We start from the raw sequence: 26,665 nt of genomic DNA, 5'->3' as shown, positions 1-26,665 counted from the left end.
ATGCTCATGTTGAGGATTGACCTGCATTTTTTTGTGTAAAAAGGACGAGTGAAATATAATGCTTAAAAAATATTGGATAAAATGTCCGATTTGTAACGGAAAGACGAGAGTTCAAGTATTTCATAATACTGTATTAAAAGATTTTCCTCTTTTCTGCCCTAAATGCAAATTGACGCATATCATTGATGTAGAAAAATTAGAGATTGTAATCAAAAATACAGAAAAACAAACTTTTATTATTTAGAAGAAAGGATATAAAAATGAAACGTTTACCTAAATATACGCCTGCGGAAGTACGGAATGATCCATACGGATTTACTTACAAAGAAATGTCGGAAGTTATTGGCGAGAATGAAGCAAAAGCCTTATATGAAGAATTATATAAGCAATTACCACGCAAAAAAAATCTATCAATGTTGGTAAAAAATATTTGCAAAAGCAGTGATACTGAAAAGTATGTTTACGAACTGAAAGACAACAAATACATTGAAACGGTTTTTATCAAGCGGCGAGATGGTGGAACTGTTTGCGTGAGCACACAAGTCGGTTGTCCTGTTGGTTGTATTTTTTGTGAGTCCGGGCGAAATGGCTTTGTTCGTAATCTAACATCGTCAGAAATCGTACAACAGATTATATTGTTGCGTCGAAAAGTAAACCGTATCGTTTTTATGGGTATGGGAGAGCCTTTATTCAATTATGACAACTTGATAAAAGCAATCCATATTCTCCGAGATAGATATGGGCTCAACTTTCCAACCGACGGCATTACCATATCAACAGTTGGTCCGGTCGATCAATTAAAAAAATTGCGCGAGGAACATCTTAAAATTCAGTTGACAATATCTTTACACGCAGCAACACAATCTGCAAGAAATCGTATTATTCCTCACATGCGCATATATGCTATTGAAGATGTTGTTAAGCAAGCCTTATCCTATTCTGAAAGGCATAATCGCAAAATTGTCTTTGCGTATTTGCTTTTACCGGGTATAAATGACCGGCCCTCAGATGTAAGACAACTTGCAAAATGGTTTCGGGGCAAAAAAGTTATGATTAACGTGTTACAATACAACCCAACAAGCAATTCAAGAATTAAAGCACCACAGAAACGGGAAATAGTTGCATTCAAACATCAATTAGAGCAAGCAGGACTTGAAGTTACTATGAGAGTTTCTCATGGCAGAGAGATTAACGCGGCTTGTGGACAGTTAGCTAACACATATAATAAATTCAAAAAAAAATGATTAAAAGTGCCAGACGCATAGACGCAGAGCCGATAACGCATTAGGTCAAAAAACCTATGTGTTATCGGCTTTTTTATTTAATATTGCGCAAAAGCCGCTGTTCCCTATTATAGAATGGATTGCGGGTAGTGTATTAAAGTCGCCCTTTTTTAAGGATACGGCGGTATCGGGGAGGTATCGCCGTGTCCATTTTTATTTACTGTAACCCGCCTAATGCTTTGCGGTCAAAAAAAGCTATGCTCCGCAAGCGGGATATTCCGGCTATGAATGTGAACTGTCAATACATTTAGCTACTGCTTACATTTCCTTTGCGCCCGTCCGCGTCTTGCGGACGGGCGCATTTTGCTTTTTTCAACTTTTTTCTGAAAAGCGCACTCAAGAGCCATCTCCCGAACGGGTACGGAGCGAAAGGGGCAGAGAGGACAAGCCCTTAACTCCCGTCCTCTACTCCACGCGGGAAGGAGGTGAACTCTATGGAGCTATCTTCTTCCGACAAGGAAAGAATACAACATCAGTACGACGCATTAGCAAAGAAAACTTTGGTCGGCGAAGCGAAAAGCCACCGCCGCACTCTTGCGAAACGCGCAGCACGCGAAGTTACTTTTTCGGATTTGAGCGAAAGCGAACTCGCGCAGCTTTTCACAACGGACGAATACGAAAGCGATTATTTCCGTTTTCAAGTGTCCGGCTTTGATGTACTCGTCAAAAATGAACTGCTTGCCGAAGCCCTTAACGCTTTGCCCGAAAGGAAACGCGACATTATCCTTTTGTCCTACTTCTTGGATATGAGCGACGCGGAAATTGGCGAACTGCTGAATGTTGTACGCACGACGGTTTTCCGGCACAGGAAATCCGCGCTTGCGAAAATCAAACAGTATTTGGAGGGAAAAGCAGATGATGAATACCGTTAGGAAGTCTGAAAATCTGTTGCCGTTCCCTGTCATTTCCGCAGCGGCAAACGGCGACACAACCGCCATGTGCGCGATCTTGAAGCACTACGAGGGTTACATAGCGAAACTTTGTACCCGCACGCTGAAAGACGACGCGGGCAATACCTATTCCTATGTGGACGAGGAAATGCGTAACAGGCTGCAAGTGCGCCTTATTACCCGCACCCTTGCTTTTCATGTAGGATAATCTTTTAGCCCATGCGGGGAGCGTGTCCCCTTTCCACGCTTCCCGTTATGGGCTATTTGTCGTTCCGCAAAAGCATATCCGCTGTTGATGTGCTTTTGCAGGCCGACAAAGCCTATTGTTCTTTGACAAAGAAAGCGGCCTTTGGTGCGCAGCATAACAGGCAAACGGGTACATTCCGTCTGTACCGAGCCAGTCGGCGGGTACGCCATGACAGCTTTTCCCCATAGGGGAAAAGCCGAGCGAGAACTACCGCGCCGTAAAACAGGTTTAGCAGCTTGTGGGCGACGACATACAAGGCGGCACAATGATACTCCCGCGTTGAACACCCTCAAAGTATTGCGCGGCGCACCCATAAGCATGGGCCGGGGTGAAACTCCCGTGAGGTTGCAGCTAACAACCGCCCGTTTTTGCCTTTTGACGAATATAGTTTATCCATACAGGAAAAGGAGGTTTTTCTAATGGATAAAAAACAGACAATTACAACCGAACGCAAAATAGGGAAAATCACCTATCTTGTTCAAGCGTTGCCGAGTGAAAAGGCAACCGATACAATCCATAAAAAGATTGAGAAACTCATTGTAAAGGATTTGCAGAAAAAGCCCGGAAATCCGGGATTTTTAGCGTCCGAGTAGTGCATTAGGCGGCGGGATATGGTATAATGATAGCAACACATTATACCTGTTTATTCGGCTGTCGGAAAGGAGGACTAATGTTACAGTCGAATAAAATCACCGCCCTTTACTGCCGTTTAAGTCAAGAGGATATGCAAGCCGGAGAAAGCGGAAGCATACAGCACCAAAAAATGATACTTCAACGCTATGCGGACGAACACCATTTTTTGAACACAAAGTTTTTTGTGGACGACGGATTTTCCGGCGTGAGTTTTGAGCGCGAGGGGCTGCAAGCGATGTTGCAGGAAGTGGAAGCCGGACGAGTGGCGACGGTCATTACCAAAGACCTTTCCCGTCTTGGCAGAAACTATCTGAAAACGGGCGAACTCATAGAGATTGTATTTCCCGAAAACGGAGTACGCTATATCGCGATCAACGACGGAGTTGACACAGCGCGGGAGGATAACGAGTTTACCCCCTTGCGGAACTGGTTTAACGAGTTTTACGCCCGCGACACAAGCAAGAAAATCCGCGCAGTTAAACAGGCACAGGCGCAAAAAGGCGAGCGCGTCAACGGGGAATATCCATACGGCTATATCCCAGACCCGAACAACCGCCACCACCTTATACCCGACCCGGAAACCGCGCCGATTGTCAAACAGGTTTTCGCTATGTTTGTTAGCGGCGTGCGTATGTGCGAAATCCAAAAATGGCTTGCGGAAAACAAAGTCTTGACGATTGGAGCGTTGCGCTATCAGCGTACAGGACAGGCGCGGTATCAGCGGGCAATGATCGCCCCCTATACTTGGCCGGACAAAACGCTCTATGACATATTAGCAAGGCAGGAATATTTAGGGCATACCATAACCGCGAAAACTCACAAGGTATCCTACAAGTCGAAAAAGACCCGGAAGAACGAAGAAGAACAACGCTATTTCTTCCCAAACACCCATGAGCCGCTTGTTGACGAGGAAACCTTTGAACTTGCGCAAAAGCGGATTGCTACCCGCCACCGCCCGACAAAAGCAGCGGAGATTGATATTTTTTCCGGCTTGCTGTTTTGCGCTGGTTGCAGACATAAGATGTATTACCAACAGGGCGTAAATATCGAGCCGCGCAAGTTTTCCTATTCTTGCGGCGCATGGCGCAACAGGGCAAGGACAGGCAGCGAGTGTACCTCTCATTATATCCGCAAAAACGTACTTCTTGATTTAGTGCTGGAAGATATGCGGCGGGTTTTGCGGTATGTTAAGGAACACGAACAGGACTTTATCTGTAAAGCTACCGAGTACGGCGACATGGAAGCGAGAAAGGCATTAGCGCAGCAGCAAAAGGAACTTTTCAAAGCACAGGCGCGTATGACCGAACTTGACACGCTTTTCCGCAAGCTGTATGAGGACAACGCATTAGGCAGACTGACAGATGAACGGTTTGTGTTTCTAACTTCCGGCTATGAGGACGAAAAGAAATCCCTTGCCGCAAGGATAGACGAGTTACAACAGCAGATCGCAACCGTTACCGAGCGAAAAAGGGATATATCAAGGTTTATTCAGATTGTCGGGAAATACAGCGACATACAGGAATTGACCTATGAAAACGTCCATGAGTTTATCGACCGTATTTTGATACATGAATTAGACCGGGAAACCAACACCCGGAAAATCGAAATCCATTATAGCTTTGTCGGACAGGTTGATACCGAGCAGGAGCCGACGCAAGTTGTCAACCATGACCGCCGCAACATGGTAGATGTAAAAAGTATCGCTATCTAACCCCAGCAAAGTTGCGGCCCGTATAGCCGTCATCCACATAATACTCATACTGGAACATCCCATGCTTTTCCGCAAAGTCCCGAAGCATGATTTTCTGGTTGCTGATGCTCATGCTCTCATTGTCGCCGCCGTCATCGAGAGAGATGCGGCAGTAGAGAGCGGTAATTTTCTCATAGACTTGTTTTTTCCTGCTCATAGCGTTCTCCTTCTATGAACAGGGACACGATACCATTATAGTACCATGTCCCTGCCCCTGAATCAACCGTTTTTACGCAGCGTTTTCTGCCATTTCACGCTGTTCCAGCCATTCCTCGAGGTGTTCGCAGGTCTGGCGCTCGATCAGCTGCTCAAAGGTTTCCCGCATGGACTTCTCCCCGGAGAACTCCCGCACCACCACAAAACGGACTTTATTTTTCTGCTGCTTGCTTTTTTCCATAGGCTACCTCCATAGAGTGGCAGGCCAGACGGCAGCACCGGCAACGAAGTCCGGCAACGAACCTCTGAAAACCTGTAAACTACCGTCTGGCCTGCAAATCTTACTTTCTAAATTTTCTTGAAAAATCTCGTTGCTTTCGTTGCCGGAGATAATGATAAATATTAAAATATCCCTTATTTACGGGCTTTTCCCGTATCCAGACAGGGAAATCCCCGGCAACGAACCCGGCAACCAACTGGCAACTAACCCGGCAACAGACCGCCGTTTTCAGGCGATCCACTCCTTTGGAAGCTCCAACTGGCGGCATTCTTCCTCACTCAGTTCCACAAATCCATCTTCGTTGCCGGGCAGTTCGTTGCCGGAAACGTCCCGTTCCCAGCCCCTCTGTCTGCCATATCCGGCAAACATCCTCGGATTGGAGAAAGGTTTCCAGCCCGTCACCACCGTGTTCATAATCTCGTTGATATTGTGCAGCTGCCACCGCTTCGGCTCGTCATAGGTGTAGCCCAGCGCCTCCTTAAAGATCTGTTTGGAGCAGACCATGCTGCCGGTGTAGTGTTCCAGAAATCCCTGTATCTGCCCGGCCTCGGTGTCCTCTGGCATGAAATCCTTCTGCACCTCCACCAGCTGGCGCTGGATAGACTTGCTGAACTTCATGGAGTAGTGGCCGCTGCGGTAGATAATCATGGCCTCCGCCCAGACCTGCAACAGGTAGGCTCTGGAAGCGTCCTCGTCCTCCAAAATGTGAACCTCCGCATTCTCCGGGTAAATCATGATTGGAAGGAAACGCCGGTTCCCGGCCCGGTCAAGGGGCAGGAAGTCCAGCGTGTTGGATGAACCGCCAAACACGCACTGCCGCAGCCGGTCTTTGGGCTGGGCCTCATAGGGTGTGCGGTAGGTTTCCTTCTGGCGGCTGATAAAAGAGCGGATTTCCTCAATGCTTTTGGCGCTGCTGGTGGCCAGCATCTCTGACATCTCGATGATCCAATGGCCTTGCAGCTTCAAATATACCCGGTCATCGTCCAGCTTTTTCAGATCGTCACTGAACCACTCGTCCCGGATCGCCAGCAGACGGAAGAAGCTGGACTTACCAGCCCCCTGTCCGCCCACCAGACAGAGCATTTCCTCATATTTGGAGCCGGGGGAAAACACCCGCCGGATTGCGCCCAGCAGGAAGTGTTTCAGCATTTCCTCCACATAGTCGCTCTCGTCCGCACCTAAGAAGTGATGGAGACAGGAGCGGATGCGGGATGTCCCGTCCCAGACAAGGCCGTTCAGCACGTCCTGTATAGGATGGTAGCAGTTCTCATTCGCCACGATGGAGAGCGCCGCCGTCATCTTTTTCTCGCTGGTCAGGCCATAGTTCTGTTCAAAATAGAGAAGCAGATACTTCACGTCTGTATCCGTCAGGGCGCTGGTATTCCTGCGCCAGCCCAAATCCCGCACAATATCCACCCGGTCAGTCAGGAGGTTCAGGCGGATCGCCCCACGCAGGAGAGGGTCATGGCAGAACACCGTCCGGCAGTTGCCGATGGTGTTGGCGGGCTGGCCCTTTTCCGTGACGGACAGGCTTTCCCGCACCTCGTCAACGCTCCGCTCCGGCGCTAAGGCTTCGGCTGCGCTCATGGCGGCCTGCCGGGTGGCTGGCGGTAAACTCTGATATTCGCTGCTCAATCTTCCTCACCTCTTTTCCGTATTCAGCGACCACGCAGGCCCGTTCCTCCATACTGCCGGACAAGAGAATATCCAGCAGATACTCCGTATACGGTTTCTTTTGCAGGGCCTCCACAAACAGCGGATTCCATGTTTCCTCCGGCGTCTGCGGGGCGTATTCCTTCTCCCAGCGTTCCAGCAGATGCAGGTAATCGCACAGCACCCGGAAACATTTCTGCTCCGCCTGCCGGTAGCGCAGTTCCTCGCTGATTTTCCGTTTGACCGGCCTTTTGCGGGGCGGGTCATGGCCTTTGGCGTCATAGCGGACAGAAAAATCTTCCGCCAGCTTCAACGCCGCCTCCTTGTTGCTCAGGCCAAACAGACGGGCGGTAAAATCAATCACATCCCCGTCCGCCTGACAGCCGAAACAGTGGAACCGGCGGTCAACCTTCATGCTGGGATGTTTGTCATCGTGGAAGGGACAGCAGGCCATCCCGTTTCTGCCTACCGGAACCCCATAAAATTCCGCAGCCTGACTTGTGGTGACAGACTGCTTCACTGCTTCAAATACATTCGATTTTCTCACCTCCAGACAGAGAAAAAGGCACCCGTTTCCGCAGAAAATCAGGTGCCTCATAACTCCATATCATGTTTCTTGTTCGGAACGATCCGCCCCTCACGTTCCCAGCGTTCCCGGTTATCCCGGTCAGCGTCCACCTTGCCTTTCGACAGCTTCTCCAAGATGGATTCTCTGGCCTTCTCCTTAATCTTCTCCTTACCGGCCTTCTTGACCTCCGGCTGCATAAGCGTTTTCTGGATTTTTGCCAAAGCGTTCTGCATGACCCGCTTGATTTTGGTAATCACTCCATCCAGGCGGGCGGCGGCGTAGTCACGCTCCTTCTTCGGGGCCTTCCGTTCCGGCGAAAGCACCCACTTTTTTGTTTCCTCAATCAGACGAATATCTTCTTTGTGTGTCTCCTGCCGGACAGTATCGGTCACCACCTCCACCGCCTTGTCGTAGGCCACATCGGAAACATCGTCCAGCAGCGTCTCCACGTCCTCGATTTTGAGTGTCAGTTCTTCCAGCTTCTGCTCCTGCGCCGCCAGCTGCTCCTTCTGCTTCATCAGGATATAGTCCTGCTTTTCCAGATACTCCCGCCCGCCGTAGGACGGCTCCTGATCCAGATGCAGCCCATGCCGCTTTGTGATGTCAAACAGGATCGTCCGGCAGACCGCATCGAAGGTCTGTTTCCGGTTGTTGTGCCTGCCTTTTGGCTTGTCCTGGTTCGGGAGAGGGATACCCAGTTCCTCCAGCGCCTTCTCCTGCTGGGGACACAATTCCCCGTAGCGGTTCTGGCAGTCAAACACATGGCGCTCGTGGATGTGGGGCGTCCCCTCGTCCAGATGAAGCGCCCAGTCTAAGATGTGGATATGGGAACCAAAACGGCGCTCGAATTCCTCATAGAACTCGTTGACGATACGAAAGAGCGTTTCCGGCGGGACGGATTCTTCCAGCGTGCCGATCTGATAGATGCTTTCCTCCGGGCAGGTCTTGTTGTTTTTCAGCAAGTCCTCCACGGTGCGGTTGCGCTCTGTGTGCCGGGTTTTCTCATTCCGGGCGTTCTGCGCCTCCACATGGTCAGAATAATGCTCGTAGTAGTACATCCGCTCGATTTCTTCAAAGCTGAAATCCGGCTGCTCCGGGTTCTCCCGGAACTCGTGTGTCGTGAAGCCCCGGTAGCAATCCCAGTAGATGTTTTGTCTGGCCCGCTCGGCGTCAATGTGTTCGCTGTTCTCCACATCGAACCGGCGGTCATTGTGGCGGGGATTGTAGGTGCCATGCTTGCCGGAGCGCCCGTTGTGTCGTGTCAGTTTCAAACAATTTTCCTCCTTCCTGCGAAGATGTTCCGGGGACGGGGGAAGGGCGGCGAAGCCGCAAATCCTGCGAAAGTCTGCGTCAGGTAATACCCAGTATAAGTTGACGCAGGCATCAACTTTCCCTGGGCAAGGCGCTTCGCCCTTGACCCGATGGGGCGGCTGCCCTCAACCTGCCAATGGGCGTTGCCCCTTGACCCCAGCAGTGCGCTGCCGCCCCTGCACCCCGCCACAAAGGGCTTGCCGCCCTCTGTACTCCCGCTCCGGCGAAGCTGGCTTCCACCGCAGAAGCGGTTTCCGCCAGTTTCACCGGCTCCGCATCCACACAGTTACGCCTATCGGCGGGAAGTGGATACGGAATACGCCTGCGGGGATTGCCGGTCAAAACGCCGGGTGCAGACTCGGCATTTTTGCCGTAATCGCCCCGATTTCAGGCGATTTTTTCTTCTGCCGTTACCACCTGAAAGCCATGCTCTCTGGCGTAAGCACTGGCGGCGGCTTTCCGTTCCTCGCTGTAAGGCGGGATGAGCCGGATTGACAGCCGGGACTTGTCCAATATATAGGTTACGCTGCCCTCTGGCGTGCTGCGCTCCAACCGGCACAGCAGCGGATATTTCCGGCTGAACTCCGCCAGCCTGCGCTTCAAACTGGCGTTGAAGGTGTAAATGCTGGCAAGGTTCTCCGCCTCGTTCCAGTTGATGATGGTTTCTTTCTCATATTTAGACAGCTTCGTCATACAAATCCTCCTCATAATCGGTGTAAGATTTCAGCACACGCAGGCTGCGCTTGAGACGGCGGTACTCGTCCATCTCCATGCGCAGATGGTGGTAAAAAGCCTCGTACCAGCTTTCGTCCACCTCCGTCTCCATTTTCCGGGCCAGACCCAGCATCCGGCGTTTGGCCTCCGGGTCAACCGTCAGGGCTGTCAGCCATTTCAACCGTGTCACCGTGTTGTGATGGCTGGGACAGGCGAAAGCGTAGAGAATCTTCTTTTCTTTCATACTCAGTGTCATAATGATTTTCCTCCATTTCTTTGCTGCGGAGCCATGCACCCCGCATGATAAACTTGTTTCTTTCCGCCGGTCTGCCTGCAAGCAGCTCCTGCCCGGAATTTCTCCCGGCGTATCGGCCTCTTTGGTGCGCTCGATTTCTGTCATGGCGCCACTTCCCCGGAGGTCATACCCCTTGCAGCCGGTCATTCGATTTTCAAGGTTCAGTGCCTGTCTGCAAGAATGATTTTATCGAAAAAAGAGGGCCGCTCCCGTATATCCAAGACGTTGGAAAAACGCACGAAATCCTCATATTTCCACGCTTATGGAATCGTGCTATAATGGGTGTATTCACTGAAAAACGATAACGAGAGAGGGGGCATTGGATGTACACAAAGCTGTCAATCCCGGAGCGGCTCAAAGACTTGCGGGTGGTAGACAAGCACCTGACGCTGGAACAGCTGGCGGAGCAGACCGGCCTGTCCAGATCGGCGCTGGGAAAATATGAAAGCGATGATTATAAGGACATCAGCCCGTTTGCGATTGCAACGCTGGCGGAATTTTATGGTGTGTCCACCGACTATCTGATGGGGCTGTCCGAAAATAAAAATCACCCAAACACAGAGCTTCAATCTCTGCATCTGAGTGACGATATGGTGGAACTTTTGAGCAGCGGCAGGATCAACAACCGGCTTCTCTGCGAACTGGCTACGCATCCAAACTTCCAGCGGCTGATGACCGATATGGAAATCTTCATTGACCGGATTGCCGATATGCGGGTGGAGCAGATGAACCTGATCCTCGAAGCCACCCGACAGACCGTCATCAACAGCCATGCGCCGGGAGAGAACGACCTTTATATGCGGACGCTGGAATTAGGGCAGATACAGGAGAGTGACTTTTTCAGCCATGTCCTGCATGACGATCTGGACAACATTGTCCGGGACATACGGGAGGCACATCTAAAGGACAAGACCACCGCCGACCCGCAGCCCACGTTGGAGGACGTCAAGGAACAATTTGAACAGGCTGTCCAGCAAGGCAGCGATGTGGAAATGCTGATACATGAATTCTGCGATAAGTTGCAGATACCCTTTGAGAAGATTTCCTCGGAGGATTTCTCAGCGTTCCTTCGGATACTGAGCCTGTCCAAGATGCTCAAAAATCCCAACAACATGAGGGGGAAGGCCAAGCCGCAGCCGTACTATGCGCCCAAGCGGAAGAAACGCAGGTAGAGAAAAAGCCGCCCAACCTGTACCGTTGGACGGCTTTCGACCCGTTTGCGGGTGGAATAAAATATGCGGTTATACATCCGTTAGCTGACTGTTTTCATCAGCTTTTTCATAAACTTCCAGAGACGGATGCCATCTTTGAGGCCCAGCCGGTAAAAGAAGCATTCGCTTTCTGCGCCGGAATCGAAGATGGAATCGCAGTAGTGCCTTACAGCGTCCTTCTGTTCCTCAGACAATACGCTGATCGCTTTTTCATACTCGGTTTCCAAACGAAGGTAGTCCGCTTTTTTCTCCTTGCCGGTTTCTGCCTCCCGCCATTTAGCGAACTGGCTCTGCATCCGCTCCTGAATCATCAAATCAACCAGTTTTTCTATATCTGTACCCATAAGCGCCCTCCTTATGCTGGACGGATATAATTCCGGTATGTTTCCAGGACGGAATCCGACACACCGCTTTTATACACTTTGCGAATGTCGGAGATTTCCTCTTGCTTCAGCAGTTTCAGCCATTTCAGCAGTTCAGCCCTGCCGTTGGCAAAGTTACAGCAGCGCCCATCGGCGTATTCGATACGGTATCTCATAGACAGGCGCCTCCTTAAACATAAATCATCTCAGACCGGATGATTTCCTCTGCCCGGCTGCGGATGCTGTTCATGGCTCCGACCCAGGCAAGCTGGTCACGGGCTTTCAGTTCCTCGGTGATACCCTCCACAGCCTGCATCTGCGAGATGATACACGCCAGCCGGTCATCGGCCTGCTCGTTCAGATCGGCAAGATACGTCCAGAGTTTTCCCGACAGAAGCAGTTCACTGTACTGGCCGGGACGGTGTTCTTGCAGAAACGCCTTGTGCATCCGCCCCCACCGCCCGATGGGGCGGTTTTCCTCCGGCAGCTTCAGATCGGGGATGTAGTAGTCTCCCACCAGCGTATAGCTGATGCCGTTGTGATGGATTTTCTTTGGTAAATGCTCCATGTTCGACCTCCTGTATTCAGTTTTTTCAGAATCCAGTTGATCGTGTCCCTGTTCATGATAAATTCAAGGCAACTGAACTCTTCACGAACAAGTATGGCACATCTTTTCCCAGCCGTTGCAGATTTTGGCCGTAGCTTTCGGACTGTCCGCGCGTCCTGCTGTCCGTGCGCATCGAGATCGTTTCCTTGCCAAGCGCCTCCGAAAGTTCCTTGACCGTGGTATGCTCGCGCCCGCCCAAAAAGATGACCGAATCCATGTTGCCCATAATGGTCTCCGCGTGATCCTTATATATGGCCTTGCACTGGCTCTGCGCCTGATAAAACAGGCACAGGGATATTTCCCGCGAACGGATCACCGCGACGAGTTTTTCCAGTCCCGGAACCTGCCCGGTGTTGGCGGCCTCGTCCCACAAAAACCGTACATGGCATGGCAGCCTCCCGCCATACTTGTTATCCGCGCGCTCGCACAGCAGGTTGAACATCTGCGAAAACGCAAGGGCAACGATGAAATTGTAGGTGCTGTCCGTGTCCGAAATGATGAAGAACGCCGCCGTTTTCCGGTCTCCCGTCTGGTCGAGTTCCAGTTCGTCGTAACTCATAATTTCCTGCAACTGCGGGATGGAGAACGGGGCAAGCCGCGCGCCGCAGGATATGAGGATGGACTTTGCCGTCTTACCGCTTGCCAACTTATATTTCTTGTACTGCCTGACCGCAAAGCAATTCGGCTTCCGTTTTTCAAGGCCGAGGAACATATAGTCCACGGCATTGCGGAAGTCCTCGTCGTTTTCCCGAACCTCCATGCTGTCGATGAGCTCCACAAGGGTATTGAGGTTTCTGTCCTCCTCCGGGGCCTCGAATACGATATATGCGATCAGGGCGCAGTACAGCAGCGTTTCCGCTTTCGTCCAGAACTCGTCGCCGTCCTTGCCGTCGCCTTTGGTATTGAGGATCAGGGCGTTGACAAATTTCAAAATATCTGTTTCCGTACGGATATATGCGAGGGGGTTATAGTGCATGGACTTTGAAAAGTCGATGCTGTTGAACACCCTGATCCTGTAATGCTGCCTCTGCAAAAACTTCCCGACCTGTCCGAGCAAACTTCCTTTGGGATCGACGACCACATACGAGCTGTGCGCCTGCAAAAGCTGTGGCGTAAGCCAAAACCGGGTTTTCCCGCTCCCGGACGAACCAATGATGCAGCAGTTTTTATTGCGCGCGTTTGCCGGGTTTTTGGGGCGGCTGTTCATTGTAAGGAACTCCGTTCCCGTCAAAATGACGTTGTTTTGGAAAACCGGATCGGCAAACGGTTTGATGTCTTTTGGCGTGCCCCAGCGCGCCGTGCCGTATTCCCGGTCTGTGCGGAATTTCTTTGCGTTCTGTTTTTTATACTGCACGGCAAGCCACACGATCCCGGCCCCGATGAGCCCAACCAGCCAGTCAAAGCCGTCCGTTCCCGGCGCTATCGTTCCAAACGCCGCGTTTATGCTGTGCGGCAGCCCGGCTAATTTTTCCCAAAACATATCCCCGTCCGCGATCCGGTAGGCTGTGCCGAGCTTCAGGAACACCCAAAACAAAAACAGATAAGGGACAAGCGGGAGCGCATATTTTTTGAGCTTACCTGCCATCGCGCGCCGCCTCCCGTTCCCGTGTGCGTTCTTTCGGCTGTTTGCTGCGCACAATGTTCGCCGCCTGCCGTATTTGCTCCCGCATAGGCGGCTTTTTCCCTTTGCGCAGCGCGCGTTTCGTGTATTCCGCAAAACAGGCCGTGATCGCGTCCGCCTGCTTCGCTTTGAAAAACAGCAAGTATTTTTTCGGCCCGGTCTTGTAAAAGGCATAGTCCACGTTATATTTCCGCGCTACCCGGTCAAACAGCCGCGTATTTCCGTCAAGCGGGATGCTGTTTGTCGTTTCGTCATGGTTCATCAGCTTTTTCACGCTCTGCCTGCCGTGCGGGGTATGCGTCTTTTGGCGCGCCTGCCGTATCTGCCGGAGCGCCGACGACAACGCCCTCGCCAATACCCGGCTCGTCATCCTGCCTGCCGACACGGACAGGGCTAAAAAGCGCCGTTCAATATCTTCCTGCAAAATTGCGCCTCCTTTCCGCTCCGGGCCATGTTGGCCCGAAGATGCCATCCCTAACGCTCAGGGACTATATTTTTGTCCTTGCGTCCTCGTTTGCTTCGGTTTTCCCGCTCCGCTTGTTTTCCGCACTCCCGCAGTATTTTTTTGATACGCGGTGGCTTCGCAGCTTTTTCCTCCAACTGTTTCAAACGTTGGAGCGCTGCTTCCGTATGTTTTCCGATCCCTTTGAAACAGGAACGCGCGGCGCGAAACGGGGCGGCCATGCCTCGTACTGCTTTTCCGTTTGGTTTTGTTTCCGTTATGCCGCTCTTGCCCGAAAGCGCACGTCCCGCGTTGCGCAGGTTACGACCGGCCTCATGGTATCTTGCGCCCGCAGCCTCGACGGCGCGGATCGCTTGTTCCGCCGTTTTCGCTGCTTTTTCCGCATCGCTGCGGATCGTTTCCAATATGGGCTGCACTTTGAAAAAGCGGGAGAGATGGGCCAGCGCGGCATTTCCTTTTTCCCGGAACGCCGCGAAAGCATTTTTACATCCTGCGGCCACTGCTTCTTTCAGCCGTTGAAGTTTTTCCCGCAGGCCCGAAACATACTGCCGCATAGCTTCTTCTGCTTTTTGCAAAGCCATTTTGGCAGGATGGTCTCGCTGTTGTGCGTCCGCAAGGCCGCGCCGCACTTCCGCAAGCTCATGTACCGCCGTATCCAGTTGTTTTTGTATGCCCGCGATCTGGCCGAGAAGAATATTCAATCCGTACCATTCAGGGCTGTCCCGGTTCAGCACGGCGAGCAGTTCCGCCACATGAGTATTTTTTGTAATGAGTATTTCCGGCATATTTCCTCCATTCTGTTATCCTCCCAACGCCTCAGCGATTCCGCGCATAATGTATTCGGCGCAGGGAAGCGCGATTGCGTTCCCAAGCGCGCGGTACCGCGCGCTGTCCGATATTTCCCTGCCGTCTGCGCCGTATCTTGTCCAGTTTTCCGGCAAGCCCATAAGCCTTTCGCACTCAACCGGCATAAGGTCGCGGATCACGCCGTTCTTGTATTCCTCCCCGTACCACAGCGCAAAAGTATTGGTATCGCTGGCTAATATGGTGGGAAAGGGATCTCCGCGTTTTCCAAAGCTCCCCAAAAAACTATTTGTGTCTTTGCGTCCCGCCGTTCCCCGCATCCGTATTTTTTGGAACGGGCAGACCGTGATCCCGGATATTTCCCGCCCTGTTTTTTCAGCAGGTACTCTATTTCTTTTGGGGGCGGACATCCCGCTTGGTCCGCAAGCCGCAGAATCCGGCTGCACACCGCCGGGCCGGAACAATATTTCTCCGGCACGTTCGCCTCCAAAATCTGCCACGAGGAAGATGCGCCGCCTGCGCTGCGGCAACCGGGGCTTTCCCCAATACTGGGCGTCCAGCAATCTCCAGGCGACGTCAGGACGTCTCCCTCGCACCATTCCGGCGTATGCCCATCTTCCACTAACAGGCATTGGAACCCCGGTATCTGCGAAAGACTGGAGCACGGCTCTAAAATCCATCCGGTCATTTGATGAAAACGCTCCCATGACGTTCTCCCAAACAGCGATAACTGGAAATCTGCCATTTGTCGCCTCCCTCATTTCCTTTATAATGCGTATCGCGTGGTGGTACAGGCTGGATTTTTCCCCGGAAAGCCCCGTTCGGTTCCCGGCAGCCGATAAGTTTTGGCAGGGGGAACCGAATGTGATAACGTCCACCGCCGGAATCTCCGCCCCATGCAGGGCGGTAATATCTCCCAAATGCTCCATGCCGGGGAAATGCCTTTTTGTGATAGAAACGGGGATTTTTTCGATCTCACTCGCCCACAGGGGCGTAATGCCGGAATGAATACCCGCAAGCGGAAATACCCCGATCCCGTCGAACAGGCTGCCTAACGTCATCAACGGTTGTCCTGCCTTTTTACGCCCTGTCCCTTGACCGCCATGATCCCGTCCAGCGTCGTCGCCGTGATATGCAGCCGTCCCGCGATGGCAATGTCATTTTTCACATTTTCGTCGATTGTGTTTCCGCATACCACGAGCACATGGGCCCGCCGCAGCAGGTCGCGCCCAATGTCGATCCCGCTTTTATGCTCCTCCGGCACAGCGTCGTTGAGGAACAACGGCAGGTACAGGATCGGGCAGATCGGGGAGAAGCCCGCTTCATATACCGCCCGGCAGTACCGCGCCGCCTGTTCGCTGTCCGTTTTCTGTTTGCCGCTCCATGCGGCTGATATGTATGCCAATGGCCGTTTCATTGATAACCTCCGTTTCTTTCAACCCACCCCACGCCCGCCCATTCTTGGGCGGGGGCGGCTCTGGGGAATCTCTTTATCCCCGCCGCTTGGGTACAAAAAAAGCACAGGCCGGAACAGGCCGTCAAGGGTTAAAACCGCCTATGGCGGCGCGTTGCGCCCTTGACTGCCGTTTCCGTCTGTGCTATCTAATTACTGGCGACGGGGAATAACAGATATTCTTTTTTATGCGCTCCGGGCCAACTTGGCCCGGAGTCCCGCTATTTCTCCAACTCGTTTTTCTTATCTGGCTTCACAATATCTTTTTGCTTGTCTTTCCATTCGTCGAGCAGGTGAAGTATGGTATCTTTCATCTCACGCGGCGTTTTGTCCTTTCCAAAATACTGCGAAAGCTCCTGACTGGATATAATCACTTTGTCTACCTCCTTTTTTTCTTCCAGCATGATTCCGTCGATCATGTCCGGGTTTAAGATGTTCTTTTGTGCGAGCTCCCTCATGCGCTGCGCCTGCGATAGGGAAGGCGTCGATTGCTGCCCCTCGATAGCGACCGCGATATATTCCTGCAATTTTGCGTCTTTGATATATGACAACTCAACTGCGGGAGTGAACGCGATTTTCAGCGTCTTATCATTACCGAGCCGCTTGCCGTCCACCATTTCCTGCAAGGCTGGGGAAAGGTTCGTAAGGGCGATATGCCTCTGTACCTGCTTGACGCTCATGCCGTTTCGTTCCGCGACGATCTGGTTGGAGCGTTTTCCAACGTCGTCCGCGCTCACCGCATTGTCTCCTTGCAGGGCTTCCTGCGCTCCCTGATGCTTTAAGGATTCAAGCTGTTTCTTCAATGCCCGTGCAAGCTCCATTGTCCCGATCTCGCGGTTGTTGACGTTATCCTCGACCATCTGCTGTATCGCATGGTCGTCGTTCAGCGCGCGTATGATACACGGGGTATATGGTATGCCCGCGTCTTTGCCGCCTTCGTCGCGCCGGTGTCCCGAAACGATCTCATAGCCGCCAGCGGGGCGGGGGCGGACAATGGCTGGCTGCGTTACGCCGTGTGCGCGGATGCTTGCTACAAACGCCATATATTTTGTATTTTTCTCCACGTTGAACGGGTGATCCTTGAACGAATGGAGCTCATTATGCGGGATGCGCACCACCTGTTCTACCTCCGGCGCTTTCCACGGCTCCGCCGCTTTTTCCGATTTCGGGATATGGAACTTCTCACGGAGTTCCTTTTCCAGCTTTGCCTTGCGCTCCTTTAAATTAGGCTCGTCCGTTTTTTTATCCGGCATCCGCTCCGCGTTTTTTTCCTTGCCCGGTGCTGCCATTTCCTTTTTTGCCGGAAACGGGATCACGGGCTTTTCGTCTTTCAATTTCGATTCGTTTTTTGCCTTGTTATCTGGCATGGGCGCAAGTTTAGGCTTTTCTTCCGGCTTCTTGTCCGTCTTTCCATTTGCCTGCGTCCCTTTGCTTGGGACGGGGATCGCCGCCTTTTTTGCTTCCAACTGTTTGGGGACGGAAGCAGGGGGTGGCCCTTCCTTTGCGGAAACCGTTGATGTTTTAATAGGATTCGCCATTTCCGTTTTTTCCAGCTTTCCCTTGTCCGGTGGGGCAACCGGTTTTGTTTCCGGTTTTTGGGAAACGCTTGCTTTGTTTCGGATAGGTTTTTGTTCCGCCTGTTTCACGATTGGTGCATCTTTACCCTCCGGCTTGTTTGGCTTGTCATTTGCCATCTGTTTTCTTCCTCCTTTTTCACGGCATAAAAAAAAGCCTGATATTTTCAGGCTTGTAATGGGATATTTGTTCACCTCCTTCGTACTTCGGGCCATGTTGGCCCGGTGATATTTATATTTATGTATGCTATCGTTATCCTTATAAAGAGGGCATTTGATATGTTTTATTCTTATTTATTGGAGTAAATACTGCTTTTCGTTGCTTAAAAACCCTTTTGTTATGCGATTTCTTCTAAATATGCTGTATCGCTATTCAGACCAAAAAGATGGCATATTATATTAAAAATATGCCATCTTTTTTCTTTATGAGAGAAGCAAGCGTAAAAATATCGACTTAATGTATATCTCGTTCTATCTTCCGTTCATTTTTCGTCTTGCCGTACGATCGTCTCGGTCACAAATTCCACAAAACGATCCCTGTCTATCCATTTTCCAAACCATGTGTTTCCACCCTTTTGCCCTGCGACGCTCCTGCCTGCTTCGCAGCCTGCGGTCTCTACATAGATCTCCATATTTTCGTATGCGACGATCGACGGCTCCGCCAATACTCCTATACACAGCGCATCGTGCCCCGGGTCACAGTCTATTATGACTTTTCTTTTCATAGTATTCTCCTTTTTTCAATTCGAAACAAAATCCGGTAACAGTCAGCTGCTTCTGTTTATATATTATCATAATAGATAAGGAGTGATACTATGACAAATAGAAATATCATAAAAACAGTAACCGGTATTCGCACGCAGGACGGTGCGGGAGTAAATCTTGTACGTGTGATCTCCGGCAGGAATACAGAGGACTTCGATCCGTTTCTTATGCTGGATGCATTCGATTCTTCCGACCCTTCAGATTATGTCAAAGGTTTTCCGTGGCACCCTCACCGCGGAATAGAGACCGTGACCTATCTGATCAGCGGAGATATCGAGCATAGCGACAGCATTGGCAACAGCGGCAGGATCACAGACGGAGGATGCCAATGGATGACCGCAGGCAGCGGCATCCTGCATCAGGAAATGCCGCTCCCTGCGGAACGCATGCTTGGCTACCAGCTCTGGCTCAATCTGCCTCGCAGTCATAAAATGGCCGAGCCAAAATACTTTGATATCACGGAGGATATGATCCCTAAGATAGAAAGCGAAGACGCTCTCGTTCGAATCATCGGCGGAACATTCGACCATTTTGAGGGTAAGGTACAAGGCAGCTACATAAAAGCAGACTTGCTCGATATATCGGTCGCGCCCAACGGAACGCTTTCTTTTGAGACTGACTTTGAAAAAAACGTATTCGTTTATTTGTTTGAGGGCAGTGCGCGCTTCGGCGATACGGAAAAGCCCGTTTTGGAAAAAACGGCGGCGCTCATGAGCCACGGGGATCAACTGACGGTACACGCGGGCGAAAGCGGCGTACGCTTTGCTTACTTTGCAGGAACTCCTTTAAAAGAACCAGTCGCATGGGGCGGCCCCATCGTCATGAATACGCGTGAAGAGCTCGATACGGCTTTTTCCGAATTACAGGACGGTACGTTCATCAAGCACCGCTGACACGCCTTATGAGCAAAAAGACGGTCCCTTTTAAGGAGCCGTCTTTTCCTTTTGTCCCGATCCGGGCCGGGCGTTGGAATCCCGGTATTTTCCGGGCGATACGCCCTCCAGCTTTTTAAATACCTTGGTAAAATAGCTTTGCTCTTCAAAACCGACGACATACGCCAGCTCGACGAGCGATATATCAGTTGTGCGCAGGAGCTTTTTAGCATTTTCAATGCGGACGTGGTTGATGTATGCGCTGATGCTCTTTTGGGTTTCCTCTTTAAATATCTTGCTCAAATAGGATACGGAAAAGCCGGCAAGGTTCGCAAGCTCATTGAGGGATATTTTCTTCATATAATTTTCTCCAATATATCCCTTTACCTTTTCTACGATCGCCGCCAGCCGCACATGACTGTTCGGAAATACAGAAAACATGATGCTGTTGAGGACCTTTGTCAGCCATTCGTTCAGGTCCCGTATGTTCTCAAACTTTTGTATCTCGCTGATATAGTCGCCGGACAGCGCAAAGATATTCTCGATCCCAACGCCTGCCGATACCGCCGCACGCAGCAAGCCTACGACAAGCTCCGTCACTCTCGCCTTGATGATCTTCAGGTCCCCGAAAGAATGGAAATAGATACCGCCCAATATTTCATTGAGTATCTCCTGCGCTTCCTCCCGGTTTTTCAGCTTGATATGATTCAAAAGCTTCCTTTCCAGCTCCATCTGGCTCTCCAGTGTTTCTTTCAGGTCTTTATGCTCATAAATCAGCTCATGTACACGCTGCGTCGGTTCTTCCGCTTCATTCTTGATCTGATTCGTCGAACGGATGGAAGAAGCCGTATGCTTGGTCACGATGTTGATGACATCCGCAAGATAGGATACACGGTTGCAGGGAATATAGGGCACCTCTGCTGCAAGCTTCATTAAGGTTCGCGTATCTTTATTATGAAACATATTCTGGAGGTCCTCCGCCCGGAACTCCTCTAAATCCATCATAAAAAACGGTCCTGCTATGATTGCATACCGAAGCTCCAGCTCCAGCGGCACGCCGCTTGCAATAAAGCACAGGCCGAGCGGGCAAAGATATTCATATTTGCCGCCCCATTTTTCCGACTGAAATGCGCTGTTGGTATGAAGAGCCGCACAGTTCTTATCGAGCCCATATTTTTTTTGCAGGCGAAGACATTCCCGGCAAAAGGGATTATCCGGAACGCAGCTGTCCCAGACATCCTCGACCGAGCAATTGATGCCGAGCGCATTTTGAATCAGCTGGCAGCTTTTTTCAAGAGAGATATCCTTCTTTTTCAATCAAAACACCTATATTCAAGCAAAATTACTCACAGATATTTATATTATATCATATTCCCCGAATGGAAAAGATAGGACTATTTTCTTTTCTTTGTTAAAATTTCCTTATAACAAAAAACTTTCCCATATAGGAAAGTTTTTTGTATGTCATTCCATATCAAGAATTTCAGCGCCTCTTTTTGTATGAGCAGCACATTCATTCGCTGCACAAAGGGCCTGATGAAGCGTTTATTATTCAACTCCGATCCCCGCGCGCACCTCGTCGAACTCCTGTTCGATCTCTTTGGACGGCGGCGCTGTCAGCAGCGATACGACCACAATGCAGATGCAGGAGAAGATAAACGCAGGCAGCAGCTCATAGATATCAAACAGGCCTCCCAATGGGCGTACAGCCAGATTCCAAACAAATACCATCACGCCTCCGCCTATCATGCCTGCAATCGCTCCGGCGCGGTTGATACGCTTCCAGAACAGCGAGAAAAGCATCAACGGTCCGAATGTCGCACCGAAGCCAGCCCATGCAAAAGACACGATCGTAAAGATCACGCTGTTTTCGTCCAGTGCAATGAATATCGCAACAGCTGTAATGACCAGAAGCGCGATTCTCGATAAGATCATGACCTGCTTATCTGTTGCGTCCTTTTTGAACACGCCTTGGAAAATGTTCTTTGAAAAAGCCGATGCCGCAATCAGCAGGTAAGAGTCAGATGAACTGATAGTTGCCGCCAGTATCCCCGCCATAACAAAGCCTGCAAGCAGGGCCGGAAGCAGATTGGTGGAAAGCAGAATGAAAATGTTTTCTGCTGCCGCTTCCGTGGCATAAGCCGCAGGAAACAGCATCCTCCCCACGATTCCGATGAAAATTGCCGCTCCAAGGGAAATAACGACCCAAATTGTCGCGATCCTCCGGGAACGCGGCAGTTCTCTTTCATTGCGGATCGCCATAAAGCGCAGCAATACCTGCGGCATTCCGAAGTAGCCGAGCCCCCACGCAAGTGCTGATACGACCGGTAGGAAGCCATAAGAGGTGGCTTCGCCGAACACCGGCATTCCGTTTGACATAACCTGTGCCCCGTCTTCTATCACCGGAGTCGCCACTCCGAAAAATTCCAAAAATCCCGGGAAGCTCTGCGCATTGCTGACAACCGCGTTAAGGCCTCCCGCCGCCGTCGTACCAATCACTAAAATAGTTACTAAAGCTATGATCATAACGATCGCCTGCATAAAATCAGATGCGCTTTCTGCAAGGAATCCGCCTAAAATCGTATAAATCAGTACAAAGGCAGCGCCTAAAATCATCATGGCGATATACGGTGCCCCAAACAGCGTAGAGAACAGCTTGCCGCATGTCACAAGGCAGCTCGCCGCATATACCGTAAAGAAAATCAGGATAAACAGCGCCGCCATCGTCATCAAAACCTTTTTGTTTTCTTTGAAGCGGTTCGAGAAAAATTCCGGCAAGGTAATGGAATTATTGGCCTTTACGCTATATCGGCGCAGACGCTTGGAAACGATCAGCCAGTTGATATACGTTCCCGCCAACAGTCCGACCGCTGTCCACAAAGCGCTTGCAAGACCGCACCAATACGCAACGCCGGGCAGCCCCATAAGCAGCCAGCCGCTCATATCCGAGGCCTCGGCGCTCATCGCGGTGACCCATGGTCCTAAGCTCCGGCCTCCTAAAAAATAATTCTCGGAGTTCTTGTTCGCCCGCTTGGCAAACACGACGCCGATCGCAATGACGATCCCCATATAAATGATCATTGCGATCAAAATTTGCAGTGTATCAGTCCCCATAGTGTTCTTCTTTCCTTCCGAATCAATTAAATGAAATGATAACTATATTCCCTATTATATTCCAAATCCACCCTCAGAATCAAGCGCAAAGGTAAAACCACCTCACAGACTCTGCGGCTTCACTTCGGTACAGGGCATACAGCATATATAAAAAAATGAGCTGTCCCGGGCATTTCGGCCCCGAACAGCTCATACCGTTATCCATAAAGCGCTTCTGGCAAGGTGTATATCACATGCACATTTCGGCGAGCCGGTCCATTATTTTTCCAGTTCCTCCTCCGTCTTAAGATATGCCGCCGCTTCTTCTACATAATGCGCTACAAGGCCATGCTGATAATCGATATCCTTCTGCGTCAGCTCGCGCACCGCCTTGGCAGGAGAGCCCATAATCATGCTCCCATCCGGAAATTCCTTATTTGGCGTTACGAGCGAGCCCGCAGCAACAAGGCAATTTTTCCCGATCTTAACGCCGTCCAGTACGATTGCGCCGATCCCGATCAGCGACCCGTCTCCGATTACGCAGGAATGCAGATTTGCATTATGCCCGATCACAACATTATCGCCAATGATAAGCGGCTCCTCATCATTCGTATGAAGCACGCTATTGTCCTGCACATTGGAATTCTTTCCTATGATGACCGGTTGTCCGATGTCGCCGCGCAGCACGGCACACGGCCATATGCTGGAATTCTCTTTCAAAATCACTTCCCCCGCTACGACCGCGCTCTTATGTACAAATGCCGTTTGTGCGACCTGCGGCTCTTTTCCTTTCACTTTGCTTATCATAACAGATCCTCCTCAAAAACTTTGATTGCGATGGCCGTCTCGATGCGCTTCTTTTCCGTTTCGCAGCCGATCTCGTACGGCTTTCTGATATCCCCGGTCGAATGATACGCATTTGCTGCGCAGCCGCCTGAACAATAATATTTCGCCCAGCATTCGCTGCAGCCCTGTTTTGTGAATACGTGCGTATCCATAAACATTTTTTTGATCGTTTGATCTACGTTCCCGTCATGGACGGTCCCCATATAAAAATCATCCATTCCCGCGAACTGATGACACGGATACAGCTTCCCGTCCGCAGAAACGGCAAGATATTCGCTCCCCGCACCGCACCCTCTCAAACGTTTATTGAGGCACGGGCCTGAGTTGAGATCGATCATAAAATGGAAAAAATTGAATCCGCAGCCCGCTTTTTTCCGCTTCAGATATTCCCGCGCCAGTATTTCATATTCATGCTTAAGCTGCGGGATATGCTCCGGGCAGATCGCAAAGCTCTCGCCTGTTACGACCGGTTCAACGGAGATCTGGTCAAACCCCGCGTCCGCGATCGCGCAGACGTCGTTCGAAAAATCCAGATTCTGTGCCGTATAGGTGCCCCGCACATAATACTCCTTGCCGCCGCGTCCATCTATGATCTTATGGGCATTTTTGAGCACACGGTCATAGCTGCCTTCTCCCGCAGCGTTTTTGCGCATTCTGTCGTGTACTTCTTTCCGGCCGTCTATGCTGATCACGACGTTCTTCATTTCTCTGTTGATGAAATCTGCCATTTCATCTGTTACATGATAGGCGTTCGTCGTCAGAGTAAAACGGATGTTCTTTCCATGTATCTTTTCCTGCTCCCGCCCGTATGCTACGGTCTGCTTCACCACATCAAAATTCATCAGCGGCTCGCCGCCGAAAAAGTCTACCTCAAGATTTCGCCGTCCTCCCGAATGTGCGATCAGAAAATCGATCGCCGCGCAGGCTGTTTCTATATCCATAAGCGCGCGCTTTCCGTGATATTCGCCCGTATCCGCAAAACAATAGGAGCACCGGAGGTTGCAGTCCTGCGCCACGAGCAGACACAGCGCCTTGATAACAGGTGTGTTGAACTGCGCATTCTCTCCGTCTATTTCGCATTCTGAATATAAGAGCCCCTGCCGGATAAGCTCGTCTATCTCCTCCAAAACCTCTCTCGCTTCTTCCCCGAGGTCATTTATGATCTGCTCATTTGTCTTTCCCGCATTTTTGAACGTGAGCACGCTCATAGCGGTCTTATCGATCGCATGGACGGAACCGGACTCCACGTCCAGCGCCGCATATTTCCCGCAAAATTCTATCAGATGGACCATAGCTTTTAATAACTCTCCCACATGAAAAATGGCGGCATAACACCATGCCGCCACCTTATTCTCCTAAAAAATCAGTTCTTCTTTTCGCACTTCTGGTTTGCAAGCGTGCACGACGTCTTGCATGCCGATTGGCATGACGTCTGGCATTCGCCGCAGCCGCCTGTGCGAAGTGTATCTTTCAGATTGCTTTTCGTCACTGTTTTAATATGCTTCATCACAAATCCTCCCTTGAAACTTTCATGATGGATATTATACTACGCCGCTCTAAAAATCTCAAGTTATTTTCCCTTTTTAGAGCTCTTTGCGGAAGCATCTTCTTTTTTATCGTCTTTTTCTTCTTTCTTATCACTTGCTTTTTCGGGAATCTCTTTTCCCTCCTCAAAGCTTTCCACAGAAGCGATCGCACCTTTCGCAAGAACCAGCTTGGTCTTGTCCGGGCCGCATTCGATCGTCACGAGATCCTCTTTCAGAGCAACGACCTTCCCGTAGAAGCCGCCGATCGTTTTGATCATGTCTCCTACCCGCAGGTTGCTGAGCATATTCTTGAATTGTTTTTCTTTTCTTTTGTTCGGAACAATGATCAGAACGACGAACACCACGATCAGCAGGATCGGAAAGAGCATCATCATCATATTGCTGGAACCGGCAGCCGCAGATGCGCCGCCATCACTTACTGGCATACTGTTTACCCCTTTCAAAATCAAAAATCACTATTACCTATAATATCGGTAAAGCACGCGCAAGTCAACCATTATTTCGCTTTATATACGGAAATTTCCCATAAACTCCCGCCTGAATTCTTGGAAAGTTCCCGCCTCGATATGCCCGCGTATTTCTTCCATCAGGCGTATGGTGAAACGCGTATTATGGATAGACAAAAGGGTAGCTCCCAATATTTCATTCGTCTTGATAAGATGCCGGATATAGGCCCGCGTATGATTTCTGCATGCATAACAGTCACAGGCTTCATCAATGGGCCGGAAATCCTTTGCATACTCCGCGTTGCGGATCACCAGCTTGCCGCTGCGCACCAAGGCCGTTCCATTACGTGCGATGCGTGTTTGCAGCACGCAGTCAAACATGTCGACTCCCCGTGCCACTCCCTCAACGAGGCAGTCCGCCGTACCTACCCCCATTAAATAACGCGGTTTTTCTTCCGGCAGAACATCTGTGACCACGTCGAGCATCTCATACATCATCGGCTTCGGCTCTCCTACGGAAAGCCCGCCGATTGCGTTTCCGATAAAATCGAGTTTCGCGATCTCCTCTGCACTTTTTTTGCGCAGCTCCGGATACATCCCCCCCTGCACGATCCCAAACAGGGCCTGATCGTCCCTCGTCTGCGCGTCTTTGCATCGTTTTGCCCAACGGTGCGTCCTCTCCATCGAATGCTCCGTATATTCGTGATCTGCCGGATAGGGCGTACATTCGTCAAGCACCATCATGATGTCCGAACCAAGCGCTTCCTCTATCTCCACCACTTTTTCAGGCGTGAACAAATGCCGCGAACCGTCGATATGCGACTGGAACGCCGCACCTTCCTCTGTAAGCTTGCGCAGTTCTCCGAGACTGAACACCTGAAATCCGCCGCTGTCCGTGAGGATCGGCTTGTCCCAGTTCATAAAGCGGTGCAGTCCGCCCGCCTCGCGAATGAGCTCGTGACCCGGACGCATATAAAGATGATAGGTATTGCCAAGGATGATCTGAGCGCCCGCATCGAGTATCTGTTCATTGGTCATTGCTTTTACGGTTGCCTGTGTGCCCACCGGCATGAATACCGGAGTCCTGATCTCGCCATGCGGTGTTTTCAGCACACCTGTGCGCGCCTTGCTGCTTTTGTCTCTTGTTTCGACCTGAAAACTGAAATTCATTCGTTACCTCGCCGTTATAGGATCTGCCTTATTGTATCAAACAATCCGCAA

The 26,665-nt window shown here is 50.8% G+C and carries 30 protein-coding genes and 2 pseudogenes; 8 read left to right on the top strand and 24 right to left on the bottom strand.

Annotation, left to right across the window (positions count from 1 at the left end; genetic code table 11):
* Nucleotides 1–58 precede the first annotated feature (58 nt).
* The 6 genes from PUP29_RS12555 to PUP29_RS12530 all read left to right on the top strand — a co-directional run bounded on the left by PUP29_RS12555 (nt 59) and on the right by PUP29_RS12530 (nt 4,764).
* Entirely contained in the window at nt 59–244 is a 186-nt protein-coding gene (locus PUP29_RS12555) for a cysteine-rich KTR domain-containing protein (RefSeq protein ID WP_003431289.1), read from the top strand.
* A 16-nt stretch (nt 245–260) separates the two neighbouring features.
* Nucleotides 261–1,244: a 23S rRNA (adenine(2503)-C(2))-methyltransferase RlmN gene (rlmN, locus tag PUP29_RS12550; protein ID WP_002584956.1), complete on the top strand. Its 984-nt coding sequence runs from the start codon at nt 261–263 to the stop codon at nt 1,242–1,244.
* Between the two features lie 473 nt (nt 1,245–1,717).
* Nucleotides 1,718–2,155: a sigma-70 family RNA polymerase sigma factor gene (locus PUP29_RS12545; RefSeq protein ID WP_002604474.1), complete on the top strand. Its 438-nt coding sequence runs from the start codon at nt 1,718–1,720 to the stop codon at nt 2,153–2,155.
* Complete coding sequence (locus PUP29_RS12540) at nt 2,139–2,381, top strand: helix-turn-helix domain-containing protein (protein WP_002604473.1); 243 nt, start codon at nt 2,139–2,141, stop codon at nt 2,379–2,381. Before PUP29_RS12545 ends, PUP29_RS12540 begins: the two co-directional genes overlap by 17 nt.
* Nucleotides 2,382–2,839: 458 nt before the next feature.
* On the top strand, nt 2,840–3,013 hold the full coding sequence (locus PUP29_RS12535) for a transposon-encoded TnpW family protein (RefSeq protein ID WP_002604472.1): 174 nt from the start codon (nt 2,840–2,842) through the stop codon (nt 3,011–3,013).
* 77 nt (nt 3,014–3,090) lie between these two features.
* Complete coding sequence (locus tag PUP29_RS12530; protein ID WP_002604471.1) at nt 3,091–4,764, top strand: recombinase family protein; 1,674 nt, start codon at nt 3,091–3,093, stop codon at nt 4,762–4,764.
* 7 nt (nt 4,765–4,771) lie between these two features.
* Here PUP29_RS12530 and PUP29_RS12525 read toward each other — a convergent pair.
* The 7 genes and pseudogenes from PUP29_RS12525 to PUP29_RS12495 form a co-directional block, all read right to left on the bottom strand.
* A pseudogene (locus PUP29_RS12525) lies at nt 4,772–4,960 on the bottom strand (recombinase family protein); the annotation flags it as partial.
* Between the two features lie 72 nt (nt 4,961–5,032).
* On the bottom strand, nt 5,033–5,200 hold the full coding sequence (locus PUP29_RS12520; RefSeq protein WP_204244634.1) for a hypothetical protein: 168 nt from the start codon (nt 5,198–5,200) through the stop codon (nt 5,033–5,035).
* Nucleotides 5,201–5,467: 267 nt separating this feature from the next.
* Nucleotides 5,468–6,826 (bottom strand): virulence-associated E family protein, encoded by a 1,359-nt coding sequence (locus PUP29_RS12515; protein WP_087416022.1) that lies wholly within the window; start codon nt 6,824–6,826, stop codon nt 5,468–5,470.
* Nucleotides 6,786–7,490, bottom strand: coding sequence for a CHC2 zinc finger domain-containing protein (locus PUP29_RS12510; protein WP_087416021.1), 705 nt, complete (start codon nt 7,488–7,490; stop codon nt 6,786–6,788). The genes PUP29_RS12515 and PUP29_RS12510 overlap by 41 nt, the downstream gene beginning before the upstream one ends.
* On the bottom strand, nt 7,487–8,731 hold the full coding sequence (locus PUP29_RS12505) for a serine/arginine repetitive matrix protein 2 (RefSeq protein WP_087416020.1): 1,245 nt from the start codon (nt 8,729–8,731) through the stop codon (nt 7,487–7,489). Before PUP29_RS12505 ends, PUP29_RS12510 begins: the two co-directional genes overlap by 4 nt.
* Nucleotides 8,732–9,158: 427 nt before the next feature.
* The gene (locus PUP29_RS12500) at nt 9,159–9,464 is read right to left on the bottom strand and encodes a hypothetical protein (RefSeq protein ID WP_021659587.1); all 306 of its coding nucleotides are present in this window, start codon (nt 9,462–9,464) and stop codon (nt 9,159–9,161) included.
* On the bottom strand, nt 9,448–9,885 hold the full coding sequence (locus PUP29_RS12495) for a hypothetical protein (protein ID WP_242949187.1): 438 nt from the start codon (nt 9,883–9,885) through the stop codon (nt 9,448–9,450). Before PUP29_RS12495 ends, PUP29_RS12500 begins: the two co-directional genes overlap by 17 nt.
* A gap of 218 nt (nt 9,886–10,103) precedes the next feature.
* Here PUP29_RS12495 and PUP29_RS12490 point away from each other — a divergent pair, with 218 nt between their 5' ends.
* Nucleotides 10,104–10,952: a helix-turn-helix domain-containing protein gene (locus PUP29_RS12490; protein WP_021659585.1), complete on the top strand. Its 849-nt coding sequence runs from the start codon at nt 10,104–10,106 to the stop codon at nt 10,950–10,952.
* A gap of 80 nt (nt 10,953–11,032) precedes the next feature.
* Here PUP29_RS12490 and PUP29_RS12485 read toward each other — a convergent pair whose 3' ends face one another.
* The 10 genes and pseudogenes from PUP29_RS12485 to PUP29_RS12440 form a co-directional block, all read right to left on the bottom strand.
* Complete coding sequence (locus tag PUP29_RS12485; RefSeq protein ID WP_021659584.1) at nt 11,033–11,335, bottom strand: hypothetical protein; 303 nt, start codon at nt 11,333–11,335, stop codon at nt 11,033–11,035.
* Nucleotides 11,336–11,346: 11 nt separating this feature from the next.
* Entirely contained in the window at nt 11,347–11,529 is a 183-nt protein-coding gene (locus tag PUP29_RS12480) for a hypothetical protein (RefSeq protein WP_021659583.1), read from the bottom strand.
* A 14-nt stretch (nt 11,530–11,543) separates the two neighbouring features.
* Nucleotides 11,544–11,921: a TnpV protein gene (locus PUP29_RS12475; RefSeq protein WP_021659582.1), complete on the bottom strand. Its 378-nt coding sequence runs from the start codon at nt 11,919–11,921 to the stop codon at nt 11,544–11,546.
* Nucleotides 11,922–12,018: 97 nt separating this feature from the next.
* A pseudogene (locus tag PUP29_RS12470) lies at nt 12,019–13,545 on the bottom strand (VirD4-like conjugal transfer protein, CD1115 family); the annotation flags it as partial.
* On the bottom strand, nt 13,535–14,005 hold the full coding sequence (locus tag PUP29_RS12465) for a PcfB family protein (protein WP_079545358.1): 471 nt from the start codon (nt 14,003–14,005) through the stop codon (nt 13,535–13,537). The gene PUP29_RS12465 and the pseudogene PUP29_RS12470, both read right to left, overlap by 11 nt.
* 50 nt (nt 14,006–14,055) lie before the next feature.
* Nucleotides 14,056–14,829: a DUF6674 family protein gene (locus tag PUP29_RS12460; RefSeq protein WP_353423496.1), complete on the bottom strand. Its 774-nt coding sequence runs from the start codon at nt 14,827–14,829 to the stop codon at nt 14,056–14,058.
* Between the two features lie 15 nt (nt 14,830–14,844).
* Nucleotides 14,845–15,909 carry a DNA cytosine methyltransferase gene (locus PUP29_RS12455; protein ID WP_079545362.1) on the bottom strand — a complete coding sequence of 355 codons (1,065 nt, stop codon included), beginning with the start codon at nt 15,907–15,909 and terminating at the stop codon, nt 14,845–14,847.
* Nucleotides 15,909–16,265, bottom strand: a complete 357-nt coding sequence (locus tag PUP29_RS12450; protein WP_353423495.1) for a DUF7768 domain-containing protein — start codon at nt 16,263–16,265, stop codon at nt 15,909–15,911. Before PUP29_RS12450 ends, PUP29_RS12455 begins: the two co-directional genes overlap by 1 nt.
* Before the next feature lie 257 nt (nt 16,266–16,522).
* A complete protein-coding gene (locus PUP29_RS12445) occupies nt 16,523–17,995 on the bottom strand; it encodes a ParB/RepB/Spo0J family partition protein (protein ID WP_079545366.1) in 1,473 nt (490 codons plus the stop codon).
* 362 nt (nt 17,996–18,357) lie between these two features.
* Entirely contained in the window at nt 18,358–18,600 is a 243-nt protein-coding gene (locus PUP29_RS12440) for a hypothetical protein (protein WP_079545367.1), read from the bottom strand.
* 90 nt (nt 18,601–18,690) lie between these two features.
* Between PUP29_RS12440 and PUP29_RS12435 the strand changes: the two genes are divergently transcribed.
* Nucleotides 18,691–19,533: a pirin family protein gene (locus PUP29_RS12435; RefSeq protein WP_079545369.1), complete on the top strand. Its 843-nt coding sequence runs from the start codon at nt 18,691–18,693 to the stop codon at nt 19,531–19,533.
* A gap of 30 nt (nt 19,534–19,563) precedes the next feature.
* On the opposite strand, the gene PUP29_RS12430 is transcribed toward PUP29_RS12435, so the two are convergent.
* The 7 genes from PUP29_RS12430 to tgt form a co-directional block, all read right to left on the bottom strand.
* Nucleotides 19,564–20,829 carry a helix-turn-helix domain-containing protein gene (locus PUP29_RS12430; RefSeq protein ID WP_079545370.1) on the bottom strand — a complete coding sequence of 422 codons (1,266 nt, stop codon included), beginning with the start codon at nt 20,827–20,829 and terminating at the stop codon, nt 19,564–19,566.
* Between the two features lie 231 nt (nt 20,830–21,060).
* Nucleotides 21,061–22,626, bottom strand: coding sequence for a sodium/proline symporter PutP (gene putP, locus PUP29_RS12425; RefSeq protein WP_079545372.1), 1,566 nt, complete (start codon nt 22,624–22,626; stop codon nt 21,061–21,063).
* Nucleotides 22,627–22,884: 258 nt separating this feature from the next.
* Nucleotides 22,885–23,412 carry a gamma carbonic anhydrase family protein gene (locus tag PUP29_RS12420; RefSeq protein ID WP_079545374.1) on the bottom strand — a complete coding sequence of 176 codons (528 nt, stop codon included), beginning with the start codon at nt 23,410–23,412 and terminating at the stop codon, nt 22,885–22,887.
* On the bottom strand, nt 23,409–24,797 hold the full coding sequence (gene scfB, locus PUP29_RS12415; protein WP_353423492.1) for a thioether cross-link-forming SCIFF peptide maturase: 1,389 nt from the start codon (nt 24,795–24,797) through the stop codon (nt 23,409–23,411). Before scfB ends, PUP29_RS12420 begins: the two co-directional genes overlap by 4 nt.
* A gap of 17 nt (nt 24,798–24,814) precedes the next feature.
* Nucleotides 24,815–24,958 (bottom strand): six-cysteine ranthipeptide SCIFF, encoded by a 144-nt coding sequence (gene scfA / locus PUP29_RS12410; protein ID WP_066520402.1) that lies wholly within the window; start codon nt 24,956–24,958, stop codon nt 24,815–24,817.
* 63 nt (nt 24,959–25,021) lie between these two features.
* Nucleotides 25,022–25,423 carry a preprotein translocase subunit YajC gene (gene yajC / locus PUP29_RS12405; RefSeq protein ID WP_353423490.1) on the bottom strand — a complete coding sequence of 134 codons (402 nt, stop codon included), beginning with the start codon at nt 25,421–25,423 and terminating at the stop codon, nt 25,022–25,024.
* Nucleotides 25,424–25,504: 81 nt separating this feature from the next.
* Nucleotides 25,505–26,614: a tRNA guanosine(34) transglycosylase Tgt gene (gene tgt, locus PUP29_RS12400; protein ID WP_079545375.1), complete on the bottom strand. Its 1,110-nt coding sequence runs from the start codon at nt 26,612–26,614 to the stop codon at nt 25,505–25,507.
* Between the last annotated feature and the right edge of the window lie 51 nt (nt 26,615–26,665).

This window comes from Christensenella massiliensis (assembly GCF_040409835.1).
GTDB classification, from domain to species: Bacteria; Bacillota; Clostridia; order Christensenellales; family Christensenellaceae; genus Christensenella; species Christensenella massiliensis.
The sequence above is the reverse complement of the archived record's forward strand: the minus strand, read 5'-3'. Positions and strand labels throughout refer to the sequence as shown.